This is a genomic window from Variovorax sp. EBFNA2 (genome assembly GCF_033802765.1).
Lineage (GTDB): Bacteria > Pseudomonadota > Gammaproteobacteria > Burkholderiales > Burkholderiaceae_C > Variovorax > Variovorax paradoxus_H.
In genome coordinates this window covers 5,952,187-5,967,136 of the sequence record NZ_CP138496.1, presented here as the reverse complement: position 1 = coordinate 5,967,136, position 14,950 = coordinate 5,952,187, and the positions used below count along the sequence as shown (strand labels likewise).

Sequence of the window (14,950 nt, the reverse complement as noted above, 5' to 3'; positions counted from 1 at the left end):
CTGAAGCGCCCCGAATCTCAATCGTCGATGGGCCGCATCGGAATGTCGCCCATCGCATCGTCCTCCCGCAGCCCGCGCGCGGCCTTCAGCAGTTCGATCGAGAGGCCGTCGCCGCGGCCGGCGAAGCCCTTGGCGATGCCTTCGAGCACCGTCGACAGGCTGGCTTCGCCGTCGGCGCGGGCGTCCATGCTGATGTTCAGGACGCGCGCCGCCATCTGCCGGTAGGTGACGGCGCCGGCGCCCTCCAGCGCGGCCACCAGGTCGAGGTACAGCGCCAGGTTCATGTCGAACACCAGCTTGGGCGTGATCTCGAAATCCTCGGTCTTGTTGTTCTTCTGATCCATGGGGGTGACTCCTTTTTCCTGAGCCTCCACTCTAGCCACAAAAAACGACAAGCTCTGTCGGGCATCGCCCTGATTTGTCTCATTTCGCACGCGTGCCCATCACGGCGGCCGAGATGATGAGCGCTGCCGCCAGCGTGATGCTGGCCGTGAGCGCGCGGCCGGTCACGGCCAGCAGCAGCGCGGTGGAGGCGAGCGGCGTGAGGTAGCTGAGGATGCCGATCTGCCGCGCGTCGCCGCGCTTGAGCGCCATGTCCCACACGAAGAACGCCGCGCCCAAGGGGCCCAGGCCGCACAGCGCGACCAGCAGCCAGTCTTTGGCCGACAGCGGCACCGACGGCTCCAGCAGCGCATGGCAGGCCAGCGAGAGCATGCCCGACACCAGCCCGAACAGGCCGATGGCCGAGGTGGGGAAGGGCGTGACGCGCTTCGTCCACAGCGAATAGCTGGCCCAGATGAAGGCCGAGCCGGCCGCGGGCAGGAAGCCCCAGTACGTAGCGGGCGCACCGGGCAGTACGGCACTGCCGCCGCGCGCACCGAGGATCGCGATGGCCGCGCCAGCAAAGCCCAGCAGCGCCGCCACCACGTGCAGCGGGCGCAGCGACACGCCCGGCAGCAGCACCGGCGCCAACACCACCATCAGGAGCGGCCAGAGGTAGTTGACGAGGTTGGCCTCGACCGGTGGCGCGTGCCGCAGCGCGATGAACAGCAGGAAGTGAAAACCGAAGAGCCCGTACACCCCGAGCGCCAGCGTGCGCGGCGGCACGCGCCAGGCGCGGCGGTCGCGCAGCACCAGCGGCCAGCTCGGCACGCTGCCGATGATCAGCGCCAGCCCGGTCAGCAAGAACGGCGGCAGGTGCGACAGCGCGGTGCCGAGGGTGGCGAGCGTGGCCCAGAGCGCGATGGCGAGCAGGGCGTAGAAGGTGGCGGACATGGAAGTCGAGGCTACGTGAGGCAGTCGTCGCGCGATGGCGGTGCATCGTCGCGCAACGGCGGTCTTGCTCCTTCCCCCGCTGGGGGAAGGTGGGGATGGGGGCAGGCCTTTGATGAGGCGCCGCGCTTTTTGGGAGGCCGTCGTGCCCCCACCCCGGCCCTCCCCAGCGGGGGAGGGAGACATACAAATACAAAGTCAGCGACGCAGTGCGGCCGTGAGCGCCGACGGCGACCGGTAGCCCGTGCGGCGCGCCGTCTCGGCCACGCTCAGGCCTTCGAGCCGCAGTTCACGCGCATGGGCCAGTCGCAGCGTGCGCAGCCAGAGCATCACGCTCTGACCCTGCTCTTCACGGCAGCGCTGCGCGAACTGGCTGGGGCTCAGGCAGGCGACCTCGGCCAGGTCGGCCACGCCCAGCGGTCGGTGCCAGTTCGCCTGCGCCCAGGCCGCGAGGGCCGGCCAGTCGATGCGTCTGCGGCGCGTGTCCGCCGCAGCCGGCGAAACGCCCCAGGCCTCGAGCAGCAGGGCCGGGCCGTGCTGCAGCGCGAGGGCCGCGTGCTGCGGCTGCTGCAGGCAGTGCGCGAGGTAGCGAGCCAGCGCATGCAGCCGGGGCGCATCCACAGGCGGCTGTTCGACGCAGCGCGCCCACGGCGCGTGCGGCGTGTCGAGCACCAGGCAGACGCTGCCGCCGCGCCGGGCTTCGAAGTCGTGACGGTCGCCTGGCGCGACCACCTGGGCCTGGCCCGTGCCGATGCCCGATCCGCGGCCTTCGACTTCGATCTCGAGCACGCCGTCGAGCCCGAGCAGCACCTGGAAGTGGTCGTGCGCGTGGCTGCCGCGCGATGGGGTGTAGTCGCGCAGCGAGAGGACGGGGGCGGAGGTGTTCATGACGCGGAACCGATTGTCCGCGCCGCCCCGCCGCCTGTCATCACCCCAGCCGCAGCAGCAGCGCCGAGGCCGCGCACACCAGCAAGAAGGGAATGCTGATGCGATGGAACTCGCGCAGCCCGTGCGGCAGCTTGGCCAGCCGCAGCGCGATGAGGTTGGCCAGCGAGCCCAGCACGCAGCCGAAGCCGCCCACGCTCACGCCGGCCGCCAGCGCGGGCAGGTCGTGCACGTAGCGGTCGAGCAAAATCGCCGCCGGCACGTTGCTGATGACCTGCGAGGTGGCAATGGCCGCAAGGTAGGCGCGCCAGCCCTCGCCGATGGGCCAGTGGCCCAGCAGCGCCGCCACGGCGGGCAGCTCGGCGGCCTGGCGCAGGTCGACGAACATCAGCGCAATGATCGCCAGCAGCGCCCAGTCGATGCCGCGCAGCACGCGCGGGTAGGTGAGCAGCAGCACGCCGAACACCACGCCCAGGCCGGGCAACAGCCAGTGGCGGTCGAGCGCGACCACGAAGCCGACGAACAGCACGCCGGCCAGCGCCAGCAGGCGCGGTTGCACGGGCGCGGCCTCGGGCTCTTCGCGCAGCGCGATCGGCGTGCGCGGCACCAGCCACCACACGGCCACGAACAGCCAGAACAACATGATCGCCACGGTCGGGCCCATCATGGCCATGAAGCCGAAGAAGCTCTCGCCCGAGCGATGCCACAGGTACAGGTTCTGCGGGTTGCCGATGGGCGTGAGCGCCGAGCCCGCGTTGACGGCCAGCGCCTGCAGCACCACCAGCCGCGCCAGCGGCAGGTGCGCCTGCACGGCCAGCACGCGCGTGAGCGGCACCAGCAGGAACAGGCTCACGTCGTTGGTGACCAGCGCCGACAGCAGCGCGGCCGTGGCCGTGAGTGCCATGGCCAGCCCGCGCTCGCTGTGCGTGTGCGCCAGCAGGCGCCGCGCGGCGGCCTGCAGCATGCCGCTCTTCTCGACGCCCTGCGTGATGGCCAGCAGGCCCGCGAGCGCGCCCACCGTCTGCCAGTCGACCAGCTGCAGCCAGTCCATCGGCGCGCGCGGGCGCACGAAGGCGAACACGACCGCGACGGCCACGAGCACCCACAGCAGGCCGTTACCGCCGCCTTGTTCCGGCGGCGCGGTGTGGGGGCTCGCGGCGCTCACTCAGGCACTCAGGTCGCGCAGCTCGCGCTTGAGCACCTTGCCGATCGCGCTGCGCGGCAGCTCGTCGATGAAGCGCAGGCGCGCCAGCCGCTGGGTCTTGCCGACCTGCGCGTTGGCCCACTGCAGCAGCGCGTCTTCGGTGGTGGCGTCGCCTTCCCGGCGCACCACGAAGGCCACGGGCGTCTCGCCCCATTGCTCGGACGGCACGCCGACCACCGCCACGTCGGCCACCGCCGCGTGGCCGCGCAGCACGCCTTCGAGGTCGCTCGGGTAGATGTTGAAACCGCCGCTGATGATCATGTCCTTCTTGCGGTCGAACAGCGTGAGGAAGCCGTCGGCATCGAAGCGGCCCACGTCGCCGGTGCGGATGAAGCGCTTGCCAGTGGCGTCGAACCATTCGGCCTCGCGTGTCTTCCCGGGCTGGCGGTGGTAGCCGGTCATCATGCCGGCCGAGTGGCCCACCACCTCGCCGGCCACGTCGGTGTCGCCGCGCGGCAGCTCGTTGCCTTCTTCGTCGATCAGGCGGATGTCGCTGCCCGGCGCGGGCTGGCCCACGGTGTGCAGCTTGGTCGGGTTCAGGTGCGCCTCGAGGATGCAGGTGCCGCCGCCTTCGGTCATGCCGTAGAACTCGACCAGCCCGCCGGGCCAGCGCTTGAGCACGTCGGCCTTGAGCGCCGCGTTGAACGGCGCGCTGGTGCTGAACTTGTGGCGGAAGCTCGAGAGGTCGTGCGCGTCGAAGCGCGGGTGCGCCATCAGACGCTGGTACTGCACCGGCACGAGCATGGTGTGCGTCACGCGGTGTTTTTCGGCCAGCTGCAGGTAGCCCAGCGCGTCGAACTTGGGCATCAGCACCACGCAGCCGCCGAAGGCGATCGTGGGGAAGAACACCACCAGCGTGGTGTTGGAGTACAGCGGCGTCGACAGCAGCGTGACCGTCTCGGGGCCGTACTCGTACTTGGCGCCGCGCTGGATGTGCGACCAGCGCATGCCGTGGCCCTGCACGATGCCCTTGGGCTCGCCGGTGGTGCCCGACGAATAGATGATGTTGAAGGCCCAGCCGGGCTGCGCGTCGACGGGCTCCGGCTTCGCGCCGGGCGCCGCAAGCCAGTCATCGAGGGCGCGGCCGACATCGGCGCCATCGAGCGCGATGTGCGGCAGTCCGGTGGCCTGCGCGGCGCCCACCACCTCGGCGGCCGAGGCGTCGGTGAACAGCAGGCGCGCGTCGGCGTCGCTGATCATGCGCGCCAGGCTGGCAGGCGCCGAGCCGGGGGCCAGCGGGGCCACCGCGACGCCCGCGCGCAGCGCGCCGAGGAACACGGCGGCATAAGGCACCGACGAGGCGGCGCAGACCGCGATGGCGTCGCCGGCGCGCAGGCCGTCGCGCTGAAGGGCGGCGGCGATGCGGTCCATGAGCGCGTCGAGCGCGCGGTAGTCGAGCGTCTGTTGGGCATCGGCCAGCGCGGGGCGATCGGGCGTGTGTTGGGCGTGGAGGCGGACCAGGTCGGCAAGGGTGCCGAAATCGCGCGCGGCGGCGTCCTGGAGGGCGGGGTGCAAGTTCAAGGTCGATCCTTCGTCTGGGGCCAGACGGCAGGATAGCGAAGAAGCCCGCCGCGGGGTGTGCCGCCCGCGACGAAACCCCGCTCAATCCCCTGTGTCGTCGCCCTGCTGCGCCACGTCGAACAGCGCGCGGATCAGCGGCCGGTCCTTGCGCACCGCCAGGCAGCACAGCGAGTAGCTGATCGAGAGCTCGTCGTCGTCGATCTCCACCACCTTCAGGCCGGGCAGCGGAATGCATTCGATCTGCGTCACGAAGCCCACGCCCATGCCGTTGGCCACGGCGTGCAGGATGGCCTCGCGGCTGTTGATCTCCATCACGCAGTTCATCTGCACGCCCTGCTGCGCGCAGGCGCGCTCGACGCGGTGGCGCGTCTTGGAGCCGGGCTCGCGCAGGATCACCGGCTCGCCCGCGATGTCGCGCGTGGCGATGGTGCGCTTCTTCGCCCACGGGTGCTTCGCGGGCACCACGGCGACGATGCGCTCCACGCGGTACGGCACCTGGTGCAGGCCTTCGATCTCGGGCGGCTCGACGAGGATGCCCACGTCGATGTCGAAGTCCTGCAGCCCGCTGAGCGTGGAGGCTTCGGAGCCGATCGACACCGTCAGGTCGAGCCCGGCGTGGCTGCGCTTGAAGCTGCGCGCCAGCTCCAGCGCAATGGGCGGCGACACCGCGCCCACGCGCACCAGCCCCGTGCGCAGCTTGTGGGCGCGCTGCAGGAACTGCATCGCTTCTTCCTCCTGCCCGAACAGGCCCTGCGTGATCGCATACAGCTGCTCGCCCGCGGCCGTGAGCCGCACGGCGCGCCCGCTGCGCAGGAACAGCTCGACGTTGAAGCGCTCCTCGAGCGCCTTGACCTGGTCGGTCACGGTGGGCTGGCCGATGTGCAGGTAGCGCGCGGCCGTGGTGAAGCCGCCGGTCTTGGCGACGGCGTGGAAGCAGCGGATCCACTTGTAGTACTGGTGAAACATGGGGCGGTCGTGAGGGGCGTCGGTGCCGGGGCGTGCACCGAGCCTCTCTCAGATTCGGCGCCTGCGCCTATGCAGGCTTACCCCAAGGCATCCATCGGTTTTGGACCGGTTGCACGCGCGAAATGCGATTGGACGCCCTGTCGCGCCGCTTCGACACTGCGGCCAAGACAGAAACCGGAGACAAAAAACATGCCCCACGCCTACCGCAACCCCGTGTCCATTCATTCCGGGCGAGGCAGCCTCGCGCGGCTGCCCTCGCTCCTGGCGGGCCGCCGCGTCGCGCTCGTCACCTTCCCCGAAGCCCGCGGGCTCGGCCTGGTCGACCGCCTGCAGGCGCTGCTGGGCGATGCCCTCGTCACCGTCATCGACGACGTGCGCCCCAACCCCGATGTCGCCCACCTGCGCGATCTGTACAACCGCTTCTGGCAATCGGACGCGCCCTGCGACGCCATCGTGGCGGTCGGCGGCGGCAGCGCCATCGACACGGCCAAGGCCCTGATGGTGGGCACGGCCAACGGGCAGTTCGACGAGCTCGTCGCGCTGCTGGCCACAGGCAAGCCCTTCGTGCCCGCCAGCGTCAAGCCGCTGATCGCCGTGCCGACCACGGCCGGCACCGGCAGCGAGGTGACGCCCTGGGCCACCATCTGGGACGCCGGCAACCAGAAGAAGTATTCGCTGCACCTGGACGCCACCTGGCCCGAGGCCGCCATCGTCGACCCCGAGCTCATGCTCTCGGTACCGGCGGGCACCACGGTGTCGACGGGGCTCGACGCGCTCTCGCATGCGCTCGAAGCCATCTGGAACGTCAACGCCAACCCGGTCTCCGACACCTTCGCCGTCTCGGCCGTGCGCGACATCTTCGACTGCCTGCCGGCGCTGCTCCAAGACCTGGGCAACCTCGACCTGCGCGAGCGCATGGCGCTGGCCGCGCTGAAGGCCGGCATGGCGTTCTCCAACACCAAGACGGCGCTGGCGCATTCCATCTCGTACGAGATGACGCTGCGCCACGGCCTGGCCCACGGCATCGCGTGCTCGTTCACGCTGCCGATCGTGCTGGAGAAAGCCTGGGCCCGTTCGCCCGACCGCGACCAGACGCTGCAGCTGATCTTCGGACCCGACCTGGCCACCGCCACGCAGCGACTGCGGGCATTCCTCCAGGGGCTTGGCGTGAAGACCGAGTTTGCCGACTATGGCGTGGCGGACAGCGAAGCGGCAGCCATGATCGCGCGCGCCATGGACGGGGCGCGCGGCAAGAACTTCATCGGCGCGGCGGCGTTGGCCTGACAGGCAGGGACTGCGCAGCGAGAGAAGACAGAGTCAGCAAGACAAGCAAGCAGACAAGCGATGCCGGCCCTTTCGAGCCGGCCCCACGGGCCCCACGCCCGTCAAGACAAGGAGACATACCATGCAAGCGGCCAATCCCATCCTGCAGGCGGGCACCTACGCGTCCCCCCTCGACAATTCGTTCCGCAAGGCGCAGTGGCGGATGCTGCTCGCGGCCATGTTCTGCTACTTCTTCTTCTACACGGGGCGGCAGACCTTCGGCTTCGCGATCCCCGGCATCCAGAAGGAGTTCGGCCTCTCCAAGGAAATGCTCGGCTGGGCCTCGACCTCGCTGCTGTGGTGCTATGCCATCGGGCAGGCCATCAATGGCAACCTGGGCGACAAGTTCGGCGGACGCCGCGTGATGACGGCCGGCGCCATCCTCTCGTGCGCCGCCAACTGGGTCGTGAGCTTCGCGGTCGGCTTCAAGAGCCTGGCGATTCCGTGGGGCATCAACGGCTACTTCCAGGCCCTGGGCTGGGCGCCCGGCAGCCGGCTGCTGTCGAACTGGTGGGGCGCGGGCGAGCGCGGCAAGGTCTACGGCTTCTACGTGTTCGCCGCCGGCTGCGCCTCGGTGCTGTCGTTCGTCACGTCGATCATCGTCGTCAACGTGCTGCACCTCGATTGGCGCTGGATCTTCCGGCTCCCCGTGCTGCTGATGCTGGTGGGCGGCATCGCCTTCTACCTGATTGCCCGTGAACGGCCCGAAGACATGGGCTTCAAGTCGCCCGACACCGGCGTGGCCGGCAACAACCCGCAGGAAGCCAAGGCCGCGGTGGCCGATGGCGAACCGGAAGAAAGCTCCTGGTCGCGCTACAAGGCCGTGCTCAGCAACCCCAAGCTGATGATCGCCGCGCTGGCCATCGGCTTCCAGAACGCCGCACGCTACGGCCTCATCGTCTGGGTGCCGGTGCACTTCCTGGGCAAGGACTGGGCCAAGGCCGCCGACGGCATGATCGACCCGGCCTGGATCTCGGTGGCGCTGCCTGTGGGCATGGCCTTCGGCGCGCTCACCAACGGCTGGATCTCCGACAAGGTGTTCGGCTCCAAGCGCTACAAGGCCATCGTGCTGTACATGCTGCTGGGCGCCGTCGCCTCGATCGGCATGTACCTGCTGCCCACCAGCATCCTCGGCCTGGGGTTGCTGTTCCTCGCGGGCTTCTTCGTCTACGGCCCGGCCTCGTCTTTCTGGGCCCTGTGCCCCGACCTCGTGGGCGCCAAGCGCGCCGGCACCGCCACCGGTGTCATGAACTTCTTCTCCTACCTGCTGGCCGGCCTGGGCGAACCGCTGATCGGCCGGATGCTGGACGTCTCGGGTACGACCTCGGTGGTGTTCCCCATCGTCGCGGCCAGCTGCCTCATCAGCGCCTTCATCGCGCTGTTCATCCGCCGCTGAAGCCGCCGCACCCCTACACACAACTTGCCAAGGAGTACCCCTTCATGAAATCCGATTCCCTCGAAGTGAACGGCCGCAGCTACCGCTGGATGGTCCGCCCGGTCGTCGTCGTCTGCGTCGACGGCTGCGAGCCGGCCTACCTCGACGCGGCCATTGCCGCCGGCGTCGCGCCCTACCTCGACACCATGCGCAAGGACGGCGCCGACCTGCTCGCCGACTGCGTCGTGCCCTCGTTCACCAACCCCAACAACCTGTCGATCGTGACCGGCGCGCCGCCCGCGGTGCACGGCATCTGCGGCAACTACTTCTTCGACCGCGAGCTGGGTCAGGAAGTGATGATGAACGACCCCAAGTACCTGCGCGCCGGCACGGTGCTCGCGGCCTTTGCTGATGCCGGCGCCAAGCTCGCGGTGGTCACCGCCAAGGACAAGCTGCGCAAGCTGCTGGGTCACAAGATGAAGGGCATCTGCTTCTCGTCCGAGAAGTCGGACCAGGTGACGATGGAAGAGAACGGCATCGACAACGTGCTCGACATGGTCGGCATGCCCGTGCCTTCGGTGTACAGCGCGGAGCTGTCGGAGTTCGTGTTCGCCGCCGGTGTGAAGCTCATGGAATCGCAGCGCCCCGACCTGATGTACCTGTCGACCACCGACTACGTGCAGCACAAGGCCGCGCCGGGCAGCCCCGCCGCCAACGCGTTCTATCAAATGATGGACGGCTACCTCGCGCAACTCGACGCACTGGGCGCCACCATCGTGCTCACGGCCGACCACGGCATGAACGACAAGCACGGTGCCGATGGTTCGCCCAACGTGATCTATCTGCAGGACGTGCTCGACGACTGGTACGGCCCGGGCCGCGCGCGCGTGATCTTGCCGATCACCGACCCCTACGTCGTGCACCACGGCGCGCTCGGCTCCTTCGCGACCGTGTACGTGCCCGATGAGAACCAGGTGCCCGGCTGGATCGACCGCATCCAGCGCATCCCCGGCATGCAGTTCGTGCTCTCGCGCAAGGAGGCCGCGCAGCGCTTCGAGCTGCCGCCGGACCGCATCGGCGACATCGTGGTGGTGAGCGAGCAGAGCACCGTCATCGGCACCTCGGCCACGCGCCACGATCTCTCGGCGCTCGAAGTGCCGCTGCGCTCGCACGGTGGTGTCTCGGAGCAGAAGGTGCCCTTGATCTGCAACCGCCCGGTCGCCGGCATCGCGAGCACGCGCCGGCTGCGCAACTTCGACGCACTTGACCTCGCACTGAACCACGCCCAAGGCCCGCTGGCCGCCTGACCCTTTTGACGGAGCATTCCATGAGCAAGTCTGACCATTCCGCCCTGAAGCCCGGCACCGTGTACCGCGAAGCGCTGCGCATCGCCGGCGAGAAAGTCCACCGCGACCGCACCATCGACGTCACCTACCCGTACACCGGCGAAGTGATCGCCACCGTGCCCAAGGCCACGCTGGACGACGTGCGCAACGCCCTGCGCATCGCCCGCGATTACAAGCCCACGCTCACGCGCTACGAGCGCTACAAGATCCTCATGCGCGCCGGCGAGATCATCGCCTCGCGCCTGGATGAAATGTCGCGCACCATCACGCTCGAGTCGGGCCTGTCGCGCAAGGACTCGCTGTACGAAGTGGGCCGCGCCGCCGACGTGCTGCTGTTCGCCGCCAACCAGGCGCTGGTCGACGACGGCCAGGTGTTCTCGTGCGACCTCACGCACCACGGCAAGAGCCGCAAGGTCTACACGATGCGCGAGCCGCTGTTGGGCGCCATCACCGCCATCACGCCCTTCAACCACCCGCTGAACCAGGTGATCCACAAGGTCGCGCCGGCCATTGCGACCAACAACCGGATCGTGCTGAAACCCAGCGAGAAGACGCCGCTCACGGCCTTCCTGCTGGCCGACATCCTGTACGAAGCCGGACTGCCGCCGCAGATGCTGTCGGTGCTCACCGGCGACCCCAAGGAGATCGCCGACGAGCTGCTGACCAATGCCGATGTCGACCTCGTCACCTTCACGGGCGGCGTGCCCATCGGCAAGTACATCGCGGGCAAGGCCACCTACAAGCGCCAGATCCTGGAGCTGGGCGGCAACGATCCGATCATTGTGATGGAAGACGCGGACATCGAGGAAGCGGCCACGCTCGCTGCCAATGGTTCTTACAAGAACTCGGGCCAGCGTTGCACGGCAGTCAAACGCATGCTGGTGCACGAGTCGGTGGCCGACCGCTTCGTGGAGCTGCTGGTCGAGAAGACCCGCGCGCTGAAGTACGGCGACCCGATGGACCCCGACACCGACATGGGCACCGTGATCGACGAAGCGGCGGCCAAGCAATTCGAAGCCGTGGTCAATGAAGCGATCGCAGCCGGTGCCAAGCTGCTGTACGGCAACGAACGCCGCGGCGCGCTGTACTCGCCCACCGTGCTCGACCACGTCGACCCCGAGATGACCGTCGCCAAGCAGGAGACCTTCGGCCCCGTGTCGCCGGTCATCCGCTTCAAGAACATCGACGAGGCGATCCGCATCTCGAACGGCACGGCCTATGGTCTGTCGTCGTCGATCTGCACCAACCGGTTGGACTACATCACGCGCTTCATCCGCGAGCTGAACGTGGGCAGCGTGAACGTGCGCGAGGTGCCGGGCTACCGCCTGGAGCTCACGCCCTTCGGCGGCATCAAGGACTCGGGCCTGGGCTACAAGGAAGGCGTGCTCGAGGCGATGAAGAGCTTCACCAACACCAAGACCTACTCACTGCCATGGTGACCGGCGCGGCGCACGAGGCGCATGGCGCGTCGCGCGCCGTGCGTGAGTCCCCACCGCCGATGGCGTTGGCGGTGGCGGCCAAGTGGCTGTCGCGCTACAGCCGCGCGCCGATGCCCTCGTCCAAGGTGGTCGAAAGGGAAAGCGGGACCGTGGCCGATGCAGATCGCAACGCCGCGCGCTGGATCGCCTGACCCGCGAGCACGCGCGTCTGCGTGTCGGTCGCGAGGATGTCGTCGAGGCTCTCATGCGCGGACGAGGGCGCGCGCTGCAGGCAGTCTTCCACCACATGGGCGATGTCGGTGTAGCGCAGGCGCCCGTTCAGGAACGCATCGACCGCCGCTTCGTTCGCGGCATTGAGCGTCACGCTGGCCGCACAACCCTCGCGCAGCACCTCCAGCGCCAGTCGCAGGCAGGGGAAGCGTTTCAGCTCGGGTGCTGCGAAGCTCAGGTGGGCGAGCTGCAGGAAGTCCAACGGCGCCACGCCCGAGTCGATGCGTTCAGGCCAGGCCATCGCATGCGCAATCGGCGTGCGCATGTCGGGCCGGCCCAGCTGCGCCAGCACCGACTGGTCGGCATAGGCCACCATCGAATGGATCACGCTCTGCGGGTGGATCACCACCTCGATGCGTTCGGGCGGCATCGCGAACAGCCAGCGCGCCTCGATGGTTTCGAGCCCCTTGTTCATCATCGTCGCCGAATCGACCGAGATCTTGCGGCCCATGCGCCAGGTCGGGTGGGCGCAGGCCTCGTCGGGCGTCACCCGGTCCAGCGCCTCGAGCGGCCGGTGCAGGAACGGCCCGCCGGACGCGGTGAGCACGATCCGCTCGACACCCGCACCGCCGGCCGGTGCGCCCGCCAGGCATTGAAAGATCGCGTTGTGCTCGCTGTCCAGCGGCAGGAGCGTGGCGCCGTGCGCGGCGACGGTGCGCATGAACAGCGCGCCGGACATCACGAGCGCTTCCTTGTTCGCGAGCAGGATCTTCTTGCCCGCGCGCGCCGCCGCCAGCGACGACAACAAACCCGCCGCACCGACGATGGCCGCGACCACCGTGTCGCAGCCCGCCGACTGCGCGACCTCGCACAGCGCCTGCGGTCCGTGCATGACCTCCGTGCGCACGCCGGCCACGCGCAGCCGGGCCTGCAGCTGCATGGCGTCTTGCGCCTCACCGACCACTGCGACGTCGGGGCGAAACGCGACGCAGCGCGTGAACAGCTTGTCGAGGTTGCGGTGCGCCGTCAGCGCATGCACCGTGAAGCGGTCGGGGTGGCGCGCCACGAGGTCGAGCGTGCTGTCGCCGATCGACCCGGTGGCGCCGAGCAGGGTGAGGCGTTGCGTGGGCATGGCGATGCTTTCAGACGGCCGCGATCGGCACGACGCGCTCGTGCGACGGCACCGGCTTCATCCACGCGCGCAGCCGCTGGCCCGCCTCGGCATCGGCGCCGTAGCGCGCGGCCACGTAGGTCTCGACCAGCCGCGTGAAGTCGTCGGCGATGTGCTCGCCCTTGAGCGTCAGCGCGCGTTCGCCGTCGATGTACACCGGCGCCACCGGCTGCTCGCCCGAGCCCGGCAGCGAGATGCCCAGGTGCGCGAGCCGGCTCTCGCCGGGGCCGTTGACCACGCAGCCCATCACGGCCACGTGCATGTCTTCCACGCCCGGAAAGCGCACGCGCCAGGCCGGCGCCTGCGCGTGCAGCCAGCCTTCGATCTGGCTGGCCAGCGACTGGAAGAAGGTGCTCGTGGTGCGCCCGCAGCCCGGGCAGGCCGTCACGCTCGGCGTGAAGGCACGCAGCCCCATCGACTGCAGGATCTGTTGTGCGACGAGCACCTCGCGCGTGCGGTCGCCGTTCGGCTCGGGCGTGAGCGACACGCGAATCGTGTCGCCGATGCCCTGCTGCAGCAGCACGCCCATCGCAGTGGCCGAGGCGACGATGCCCTTGGAGCCCATGCCCGCTTCGGTCAGGCCCAGGTGCAGCGGGTAGTCGCAGCGCGCGGCGAGTTCGCGGTACACGGCGATCAGGTCTTGTCCCTGGCTCACCTTGGCCGACAGCACGATGCGGTCGGGCGGCAGGCCGACGTCTTCGGCGCGCGCCGCGTTCTCCAGCGCCGAGACGATGAGCGCCTGGCGCATCACCTCGTCGGCGGGCTGCGGCTGCGCCGCCTGCGCGTTGGCATCCATCATGCGCGCCAGCAGCGCGGGGTCGAGGCTGCCCCAGTTCACGCCGATGCGCACCGGCTTGTCGTGGCGGCAGGCGATCTCGATGAGCTGGCAGAACTGTGCGTCGCGCTTGTCGCCCCGGCCGACGTTACCGGGATTGATGCGGTACTTGGCCAGGGCCTGCGCGCAGTCGGGGTACTGCGCGAGCAGGCGGTGGCCGTTGAAGTGGAAGTCGCCCACCAGCGGCACGTGCACCTGCTGGCGCGCGAGCGCATCGCGGATCGGCGCGACCTGCGCGGCGGCCTCTTCGTTGTTGACGGTGAGGCGCACCAGCTCGGCCCCTGCACGCGCGAGCGCGGCGACCTGCGCCACGGTGGCGGCCGCGTCGGCGGTGTCGGTGTTGGTCATGGCCTGCACGGCCACGGGCGCGTCGCCGCCGATGCGCACGGTGCCCACGTGCACTTGGCGCGAGAGGCGGCGTGCGATGGGTGGTTTCATGGCGTGACCGCTTCGTCAGCTGCGAGTTCGGCCGGCAGCCGGAACACCACGTGTTCCTCGCGCCCGGGCAGCGTCATCAGCTCCACATCGGCCAGGCGGCGCAGCGCGGCGACCACGTCCTGCACCATGGTCTCGGGCGCCGACGCACCGGCCGTGACGCCCACCGCGGCGGCGTCGCGCACCCAGTCGGGCTTGAGTTCGCTGCCTTGTGCGATGAGGTAGCTGCGCACGCCGGCCTGCGCCGCGATCTCGCGCAGGCGCTGCGAGTTGGAGCTGTTCTGCGCGCCGACCACCAGCACCACGTCGACCTGCTGGCTCAGCTCGCGCACAGCCGTCTGCCGGTTCTGCGTGGCGTAGCAGATGTCGCGCGTGTCGGGCCCGACGATCTGCGGAAAGCGCCGCTGCAGCGCGTCGATGATGCCGCGCGTGTCGTCCACCGACAGCGTGGTCTGCGTGATGTAGGCCAGCGGCGTGTCGGCATCGAGCGGCAGCGCCTCCACGTCGGCCTCGGTCTGCACCAGCCGGACCGGCGCCGGAATCTGCCCGAGGGTGCCCGTCACCTCGGGGTGCCCCGCGTGGCCGATGAGGATCAGCGCGTAGCCCTTGGCGGCATAGCGGCGTCCCTGCTCGTGCACCTTGGTGACGAGCGGGCAGGTGGCGTCGATCGCACGCAGGCCGCGTTCGCGTGCCTCGACCTCCACCGAGTGGCTCACGCCGTGTGCGCTGAAGATCGCGACCGCGTCGGCAGGCACTTCGGCCAGCTCTTCGACGAACACCGCGCCCTGCGCCTTCAGGTCGTCGACGACGTGTTTGTTGTGGACGATCTCGTGGCGCACGTAGACGGGCGTGCCGTGGCGCCGCAGCGCGTGCTCCACGGTGTCGATGGCCCGCACGACGCCGGCGCAGAAACCACGGGGCTGGGCAAGGATGACGCGCATGGTGGGTTCTCCTCGAGAGGGTGGAGG

Annotated in this window: 13 protein-coding genes; 4 read left to right on the top strand and 9 right to left on the bottom strand. The window is 69.5% G+C overall.

The window, feature by feature from the left end; translation table 11 throughout:
* Positions 1-17: 17 nt before the first annotated feature.
* The 6 genes from RZE79_RS28020 to RZE79_RS27995 all read right to left on the bottom strand — a co-directional run bounded on the left by RZE79_RS28020 (position 18) and on the right by RZE79_RS27995 (position 5,848).
* A complete protein-coding gene (locus RZE79_RS28020) occupies positions 18-344 on the bottom strand; it encodes a hypothetical protein (protein ID WP_153281790.1) in 327 nt (108 codons plus the stop codon).
* A gap of 79 nt (positions 345-423) precedes the next feature.
* The gene (locus RZE79_RS28015; RefSeq protein WP_319357751.1) at positions 424-1,275 is read right to left on the bottom strand and encodes a DMT family transporter; all 852 of its coding nucleotides are present in this window, start codon (positions 1,273-1,275) and stop codon (positions 424-426) included.
* 195 nt (positions 1,276-1,470) lie between these two features.
* Complete coding sequence (locus tag RZE79_RS28010; RefSeq protein WP_319357750.1) at positions 1,471-2,160, bottom strand: AraC family transcriptional regulator; 690 nt, start codon at positions 2,158-2,160, stop codon at positions 1,471-1,473.
* Between the two features lie 40 nt (positions 2,161-2,200).
* Positions 2,201-3,322, bottom strand: a complete 1,122-nt coding sequence (locus tag RZE79_RS28005; RefSeq protein ID WP_319357749.1) for an SLC13 family permease — start codon at positions 3,320-3,322, stop codon at positions 2,201-2,203.
* Positions 3,323-4,876: a class I adenylate-forming enzyme family protein gene (locus RZE79_RS28000; protein ID WP_319361316.1), complete on the bottom strand. Its 1,554-nt coding sequence runs from the start codon at positions 4,874-4,876 to the stop codon at positions 3,323-3,325.
* 87 nt (positions 4,877-4,963) lie between these two features.
* Positions 4,964-5,848 carry a LysR substrate-binding domain-containing protein gene (locus tag RZE79_RS27995; RefSeq protein ID WP_319357748.1) on the bottom strand — a complete coding sequence of 295 codons (885 nt, stop codon included), beginning with the start codon at positions 5,846-5,848 and terminating at the stop codon, positions 4,964-4,966.
* Positions 5,849-6,037: 189 nt separating this feature from the next.
* Between RZE79_RS27995 and psrA the strand changes: the two genes are divergently transcribed.
* The 4 genes from psrA to phnY all read left to right on the top strand — a co-directional run bounded on the left by psrA (position 6,038) and on the right by phnY (position 11,331).
* Positions 6,038-7,132 (top strand): iron-containing alcohol dehydrogenase PsrA, encoded by a 1,095-nt coding sequence (gene psrA / locus RZE79_RS27990; RefSeq protein ID WP_319357747.1) that lies wholly within the window; start codon positions 6,038-6,040, stop codon positions 7,130-7,132.
* Positions 7,133-7,253: 121 nt separating this feature from the next.
* On the top strand, positions 7,254-8,567 hold the full coding sequence (locus RZE79_RS27985) for an MFS transporter (RefSeq protein ID WP_319357746.1): 1,314 nt from the start codon (positions 7,254-7,256) through the stop codon (positions 8,565-8,567).
* Between the two features lie 44 nt (positions 8,568-8,611).
* Complete coding sequence (gene phnA, locus RZE79_RS27980) at positions 8,612-9,853, top strand: phosphonoacetate hydrolase (protein WP_319357745.1); 1,242 nt, start codon at positions 8,612-8,614, stop codon at positions 9,851-9,853.
* Positions 9,854-9,873: 20 nt separating this feature from the next.
* Complete coding sequence (phnY, locus tag RZE79_RS27975) at positions 9,874-11,331, top strand: phosphonoacetaldehyde dehydrogenase (RefSeq protein ID WP_319357744.1); 1,458 nt, start codon at positions 9,874-9,876, stop codon at positions 11,329-11,331.
* Positions 11,332-11,425: 94 nt separating this feature from the next.
* Here phnY and ispC read toward each other — a convergent pair whose 3' ends face one another.
* Genes ispC through ispH form a run of 3 tightly spaced genes read right to left on the bottom strand, consistent with a single transcriptional unit; the run spans position 11,426 to position 14,923 of the window.
* Positions 11,426-12,673 (bottom strand): 1-deoxy-D-xylulose-5-phosphate reductoisomerase, encoded by a 1,248-nt coding sequence (gene ispC / locus RZE79_RS27970; protein WP_319357743.1) that lies wholly within the window; start codon positions 12,671-12,673, stop codon positions 11,426-11,428.
* A gap of 10 nt (positions 12,674-12,683) precedes the next feature.
* The gene (gene ispG, locus RZE79_RS27965) at positions 12,684-13,985 is read right to left on the bottom strand and encodes a flavodoxin-dependent (E)-4-hydroxy-3-methylbut-2-enyl-diphosphate synthase (protein WP_319357742.1); all 1,302 of its coding nucleotides are present in this window, start codon (positions 13,983-13,985) and stop codon (positions 12,684-12,686) included.
* On the bottom strand, positions 13,982-14,923 hold the full coding sequence (gene ispH, locus RZE79_RS27960) for a 4-hydroxy-3-methylbut-2-enyl diphosphate reductase (protein ID WP_319357741.1): 942 nt from the start codon (positions 14,921-14,923) through the stop codon (positions 13,982-13,984). Before ispH ends, ispG begins: the two co-directional genes overlap by 4 nt.
* Positions 14,924-14,950 lie beyond the last annotated feature (27 nt).

Excerpts from the sequence above, each read along its gene's own strand:
- RZE79_RS28020 (WP_153281790.1), bottom strand. The coding sequence starts at position 344 with ATGGATCAGAAGAACAACAAGACCGAGGATTTCGAGATCACGCCCAAG.
- RZE79_RS28015 (WP_319357751.1), bottom strand. The coding sequence starts at position 1,275 with ATGTCCGCCACCTTCTACGCCCTGCTCGCCATCGCGCTCTGGGCCACG.
- RZE79_RS28010 (WP_319357750.1), bottom strand. The coding sequence starts at position 2,160 with ATGAACACCTCCGCCCCCGTCCTCTCGCTGCGCGACTACACCCCATCG.
- RZE79_RS27995 (WP_319357748.1), bottom strand. The coding sequence starts at position 5,848 with ATGTTTCACCAGTACTACAAGTGGATCCGCTGCTTCCACGCCGTCGCC.
- psrA (WP_319357747.1), top strand. The coding sequence starts at position 6,038 with ATGCCCCACGCCTACCGCAACCCCGTGTCCATTCATTCCGGGCGAGGC.
- RZE79_RS27985 (WP_319357746.1), top strand. The coding sequence starts at position 7,254 with ATGCAAGCGGCCAATCCCATCCTGCAGGCGGGCACCTACGCGTCCCCC.
- phnA (WP_319357745.1), top strand. The coding sequence starts at position 8,612 with ATGAAATCCGATTCCCTCGAAGTGAACGGCCGCAGCTACCGCTGGATG.
- phnY (WP_319357744.1), top strand. The coding sequence starts at position 9,874 with ATGAGCAAGTCTGACCATTCCGCCCTGAAGCCCGGCACCGTGTACCGC.
- ispC (WP_319357743.1), bottom strand. The coding sequence starts at position 12,673 with ATGCCCACGCAACGCCTCACCCTGCTCGGCGCCACCGGGTCGATCGGC.
- ispG (WP_319357742.1), bottom strand. The coding sequence starts at position 13,985 with ATGAAACCACCCATCGCACGCCGCCTCTCGCGCCAAGTGCACGTGGGC.
- ispH (WP_319357741.1), bottom strand. The coding sequence starts at position 14,923 with ATGCGCGTCATCCTTGCCCAGCCCCGTGGTTTCTGCGCCGGCGTCGTG.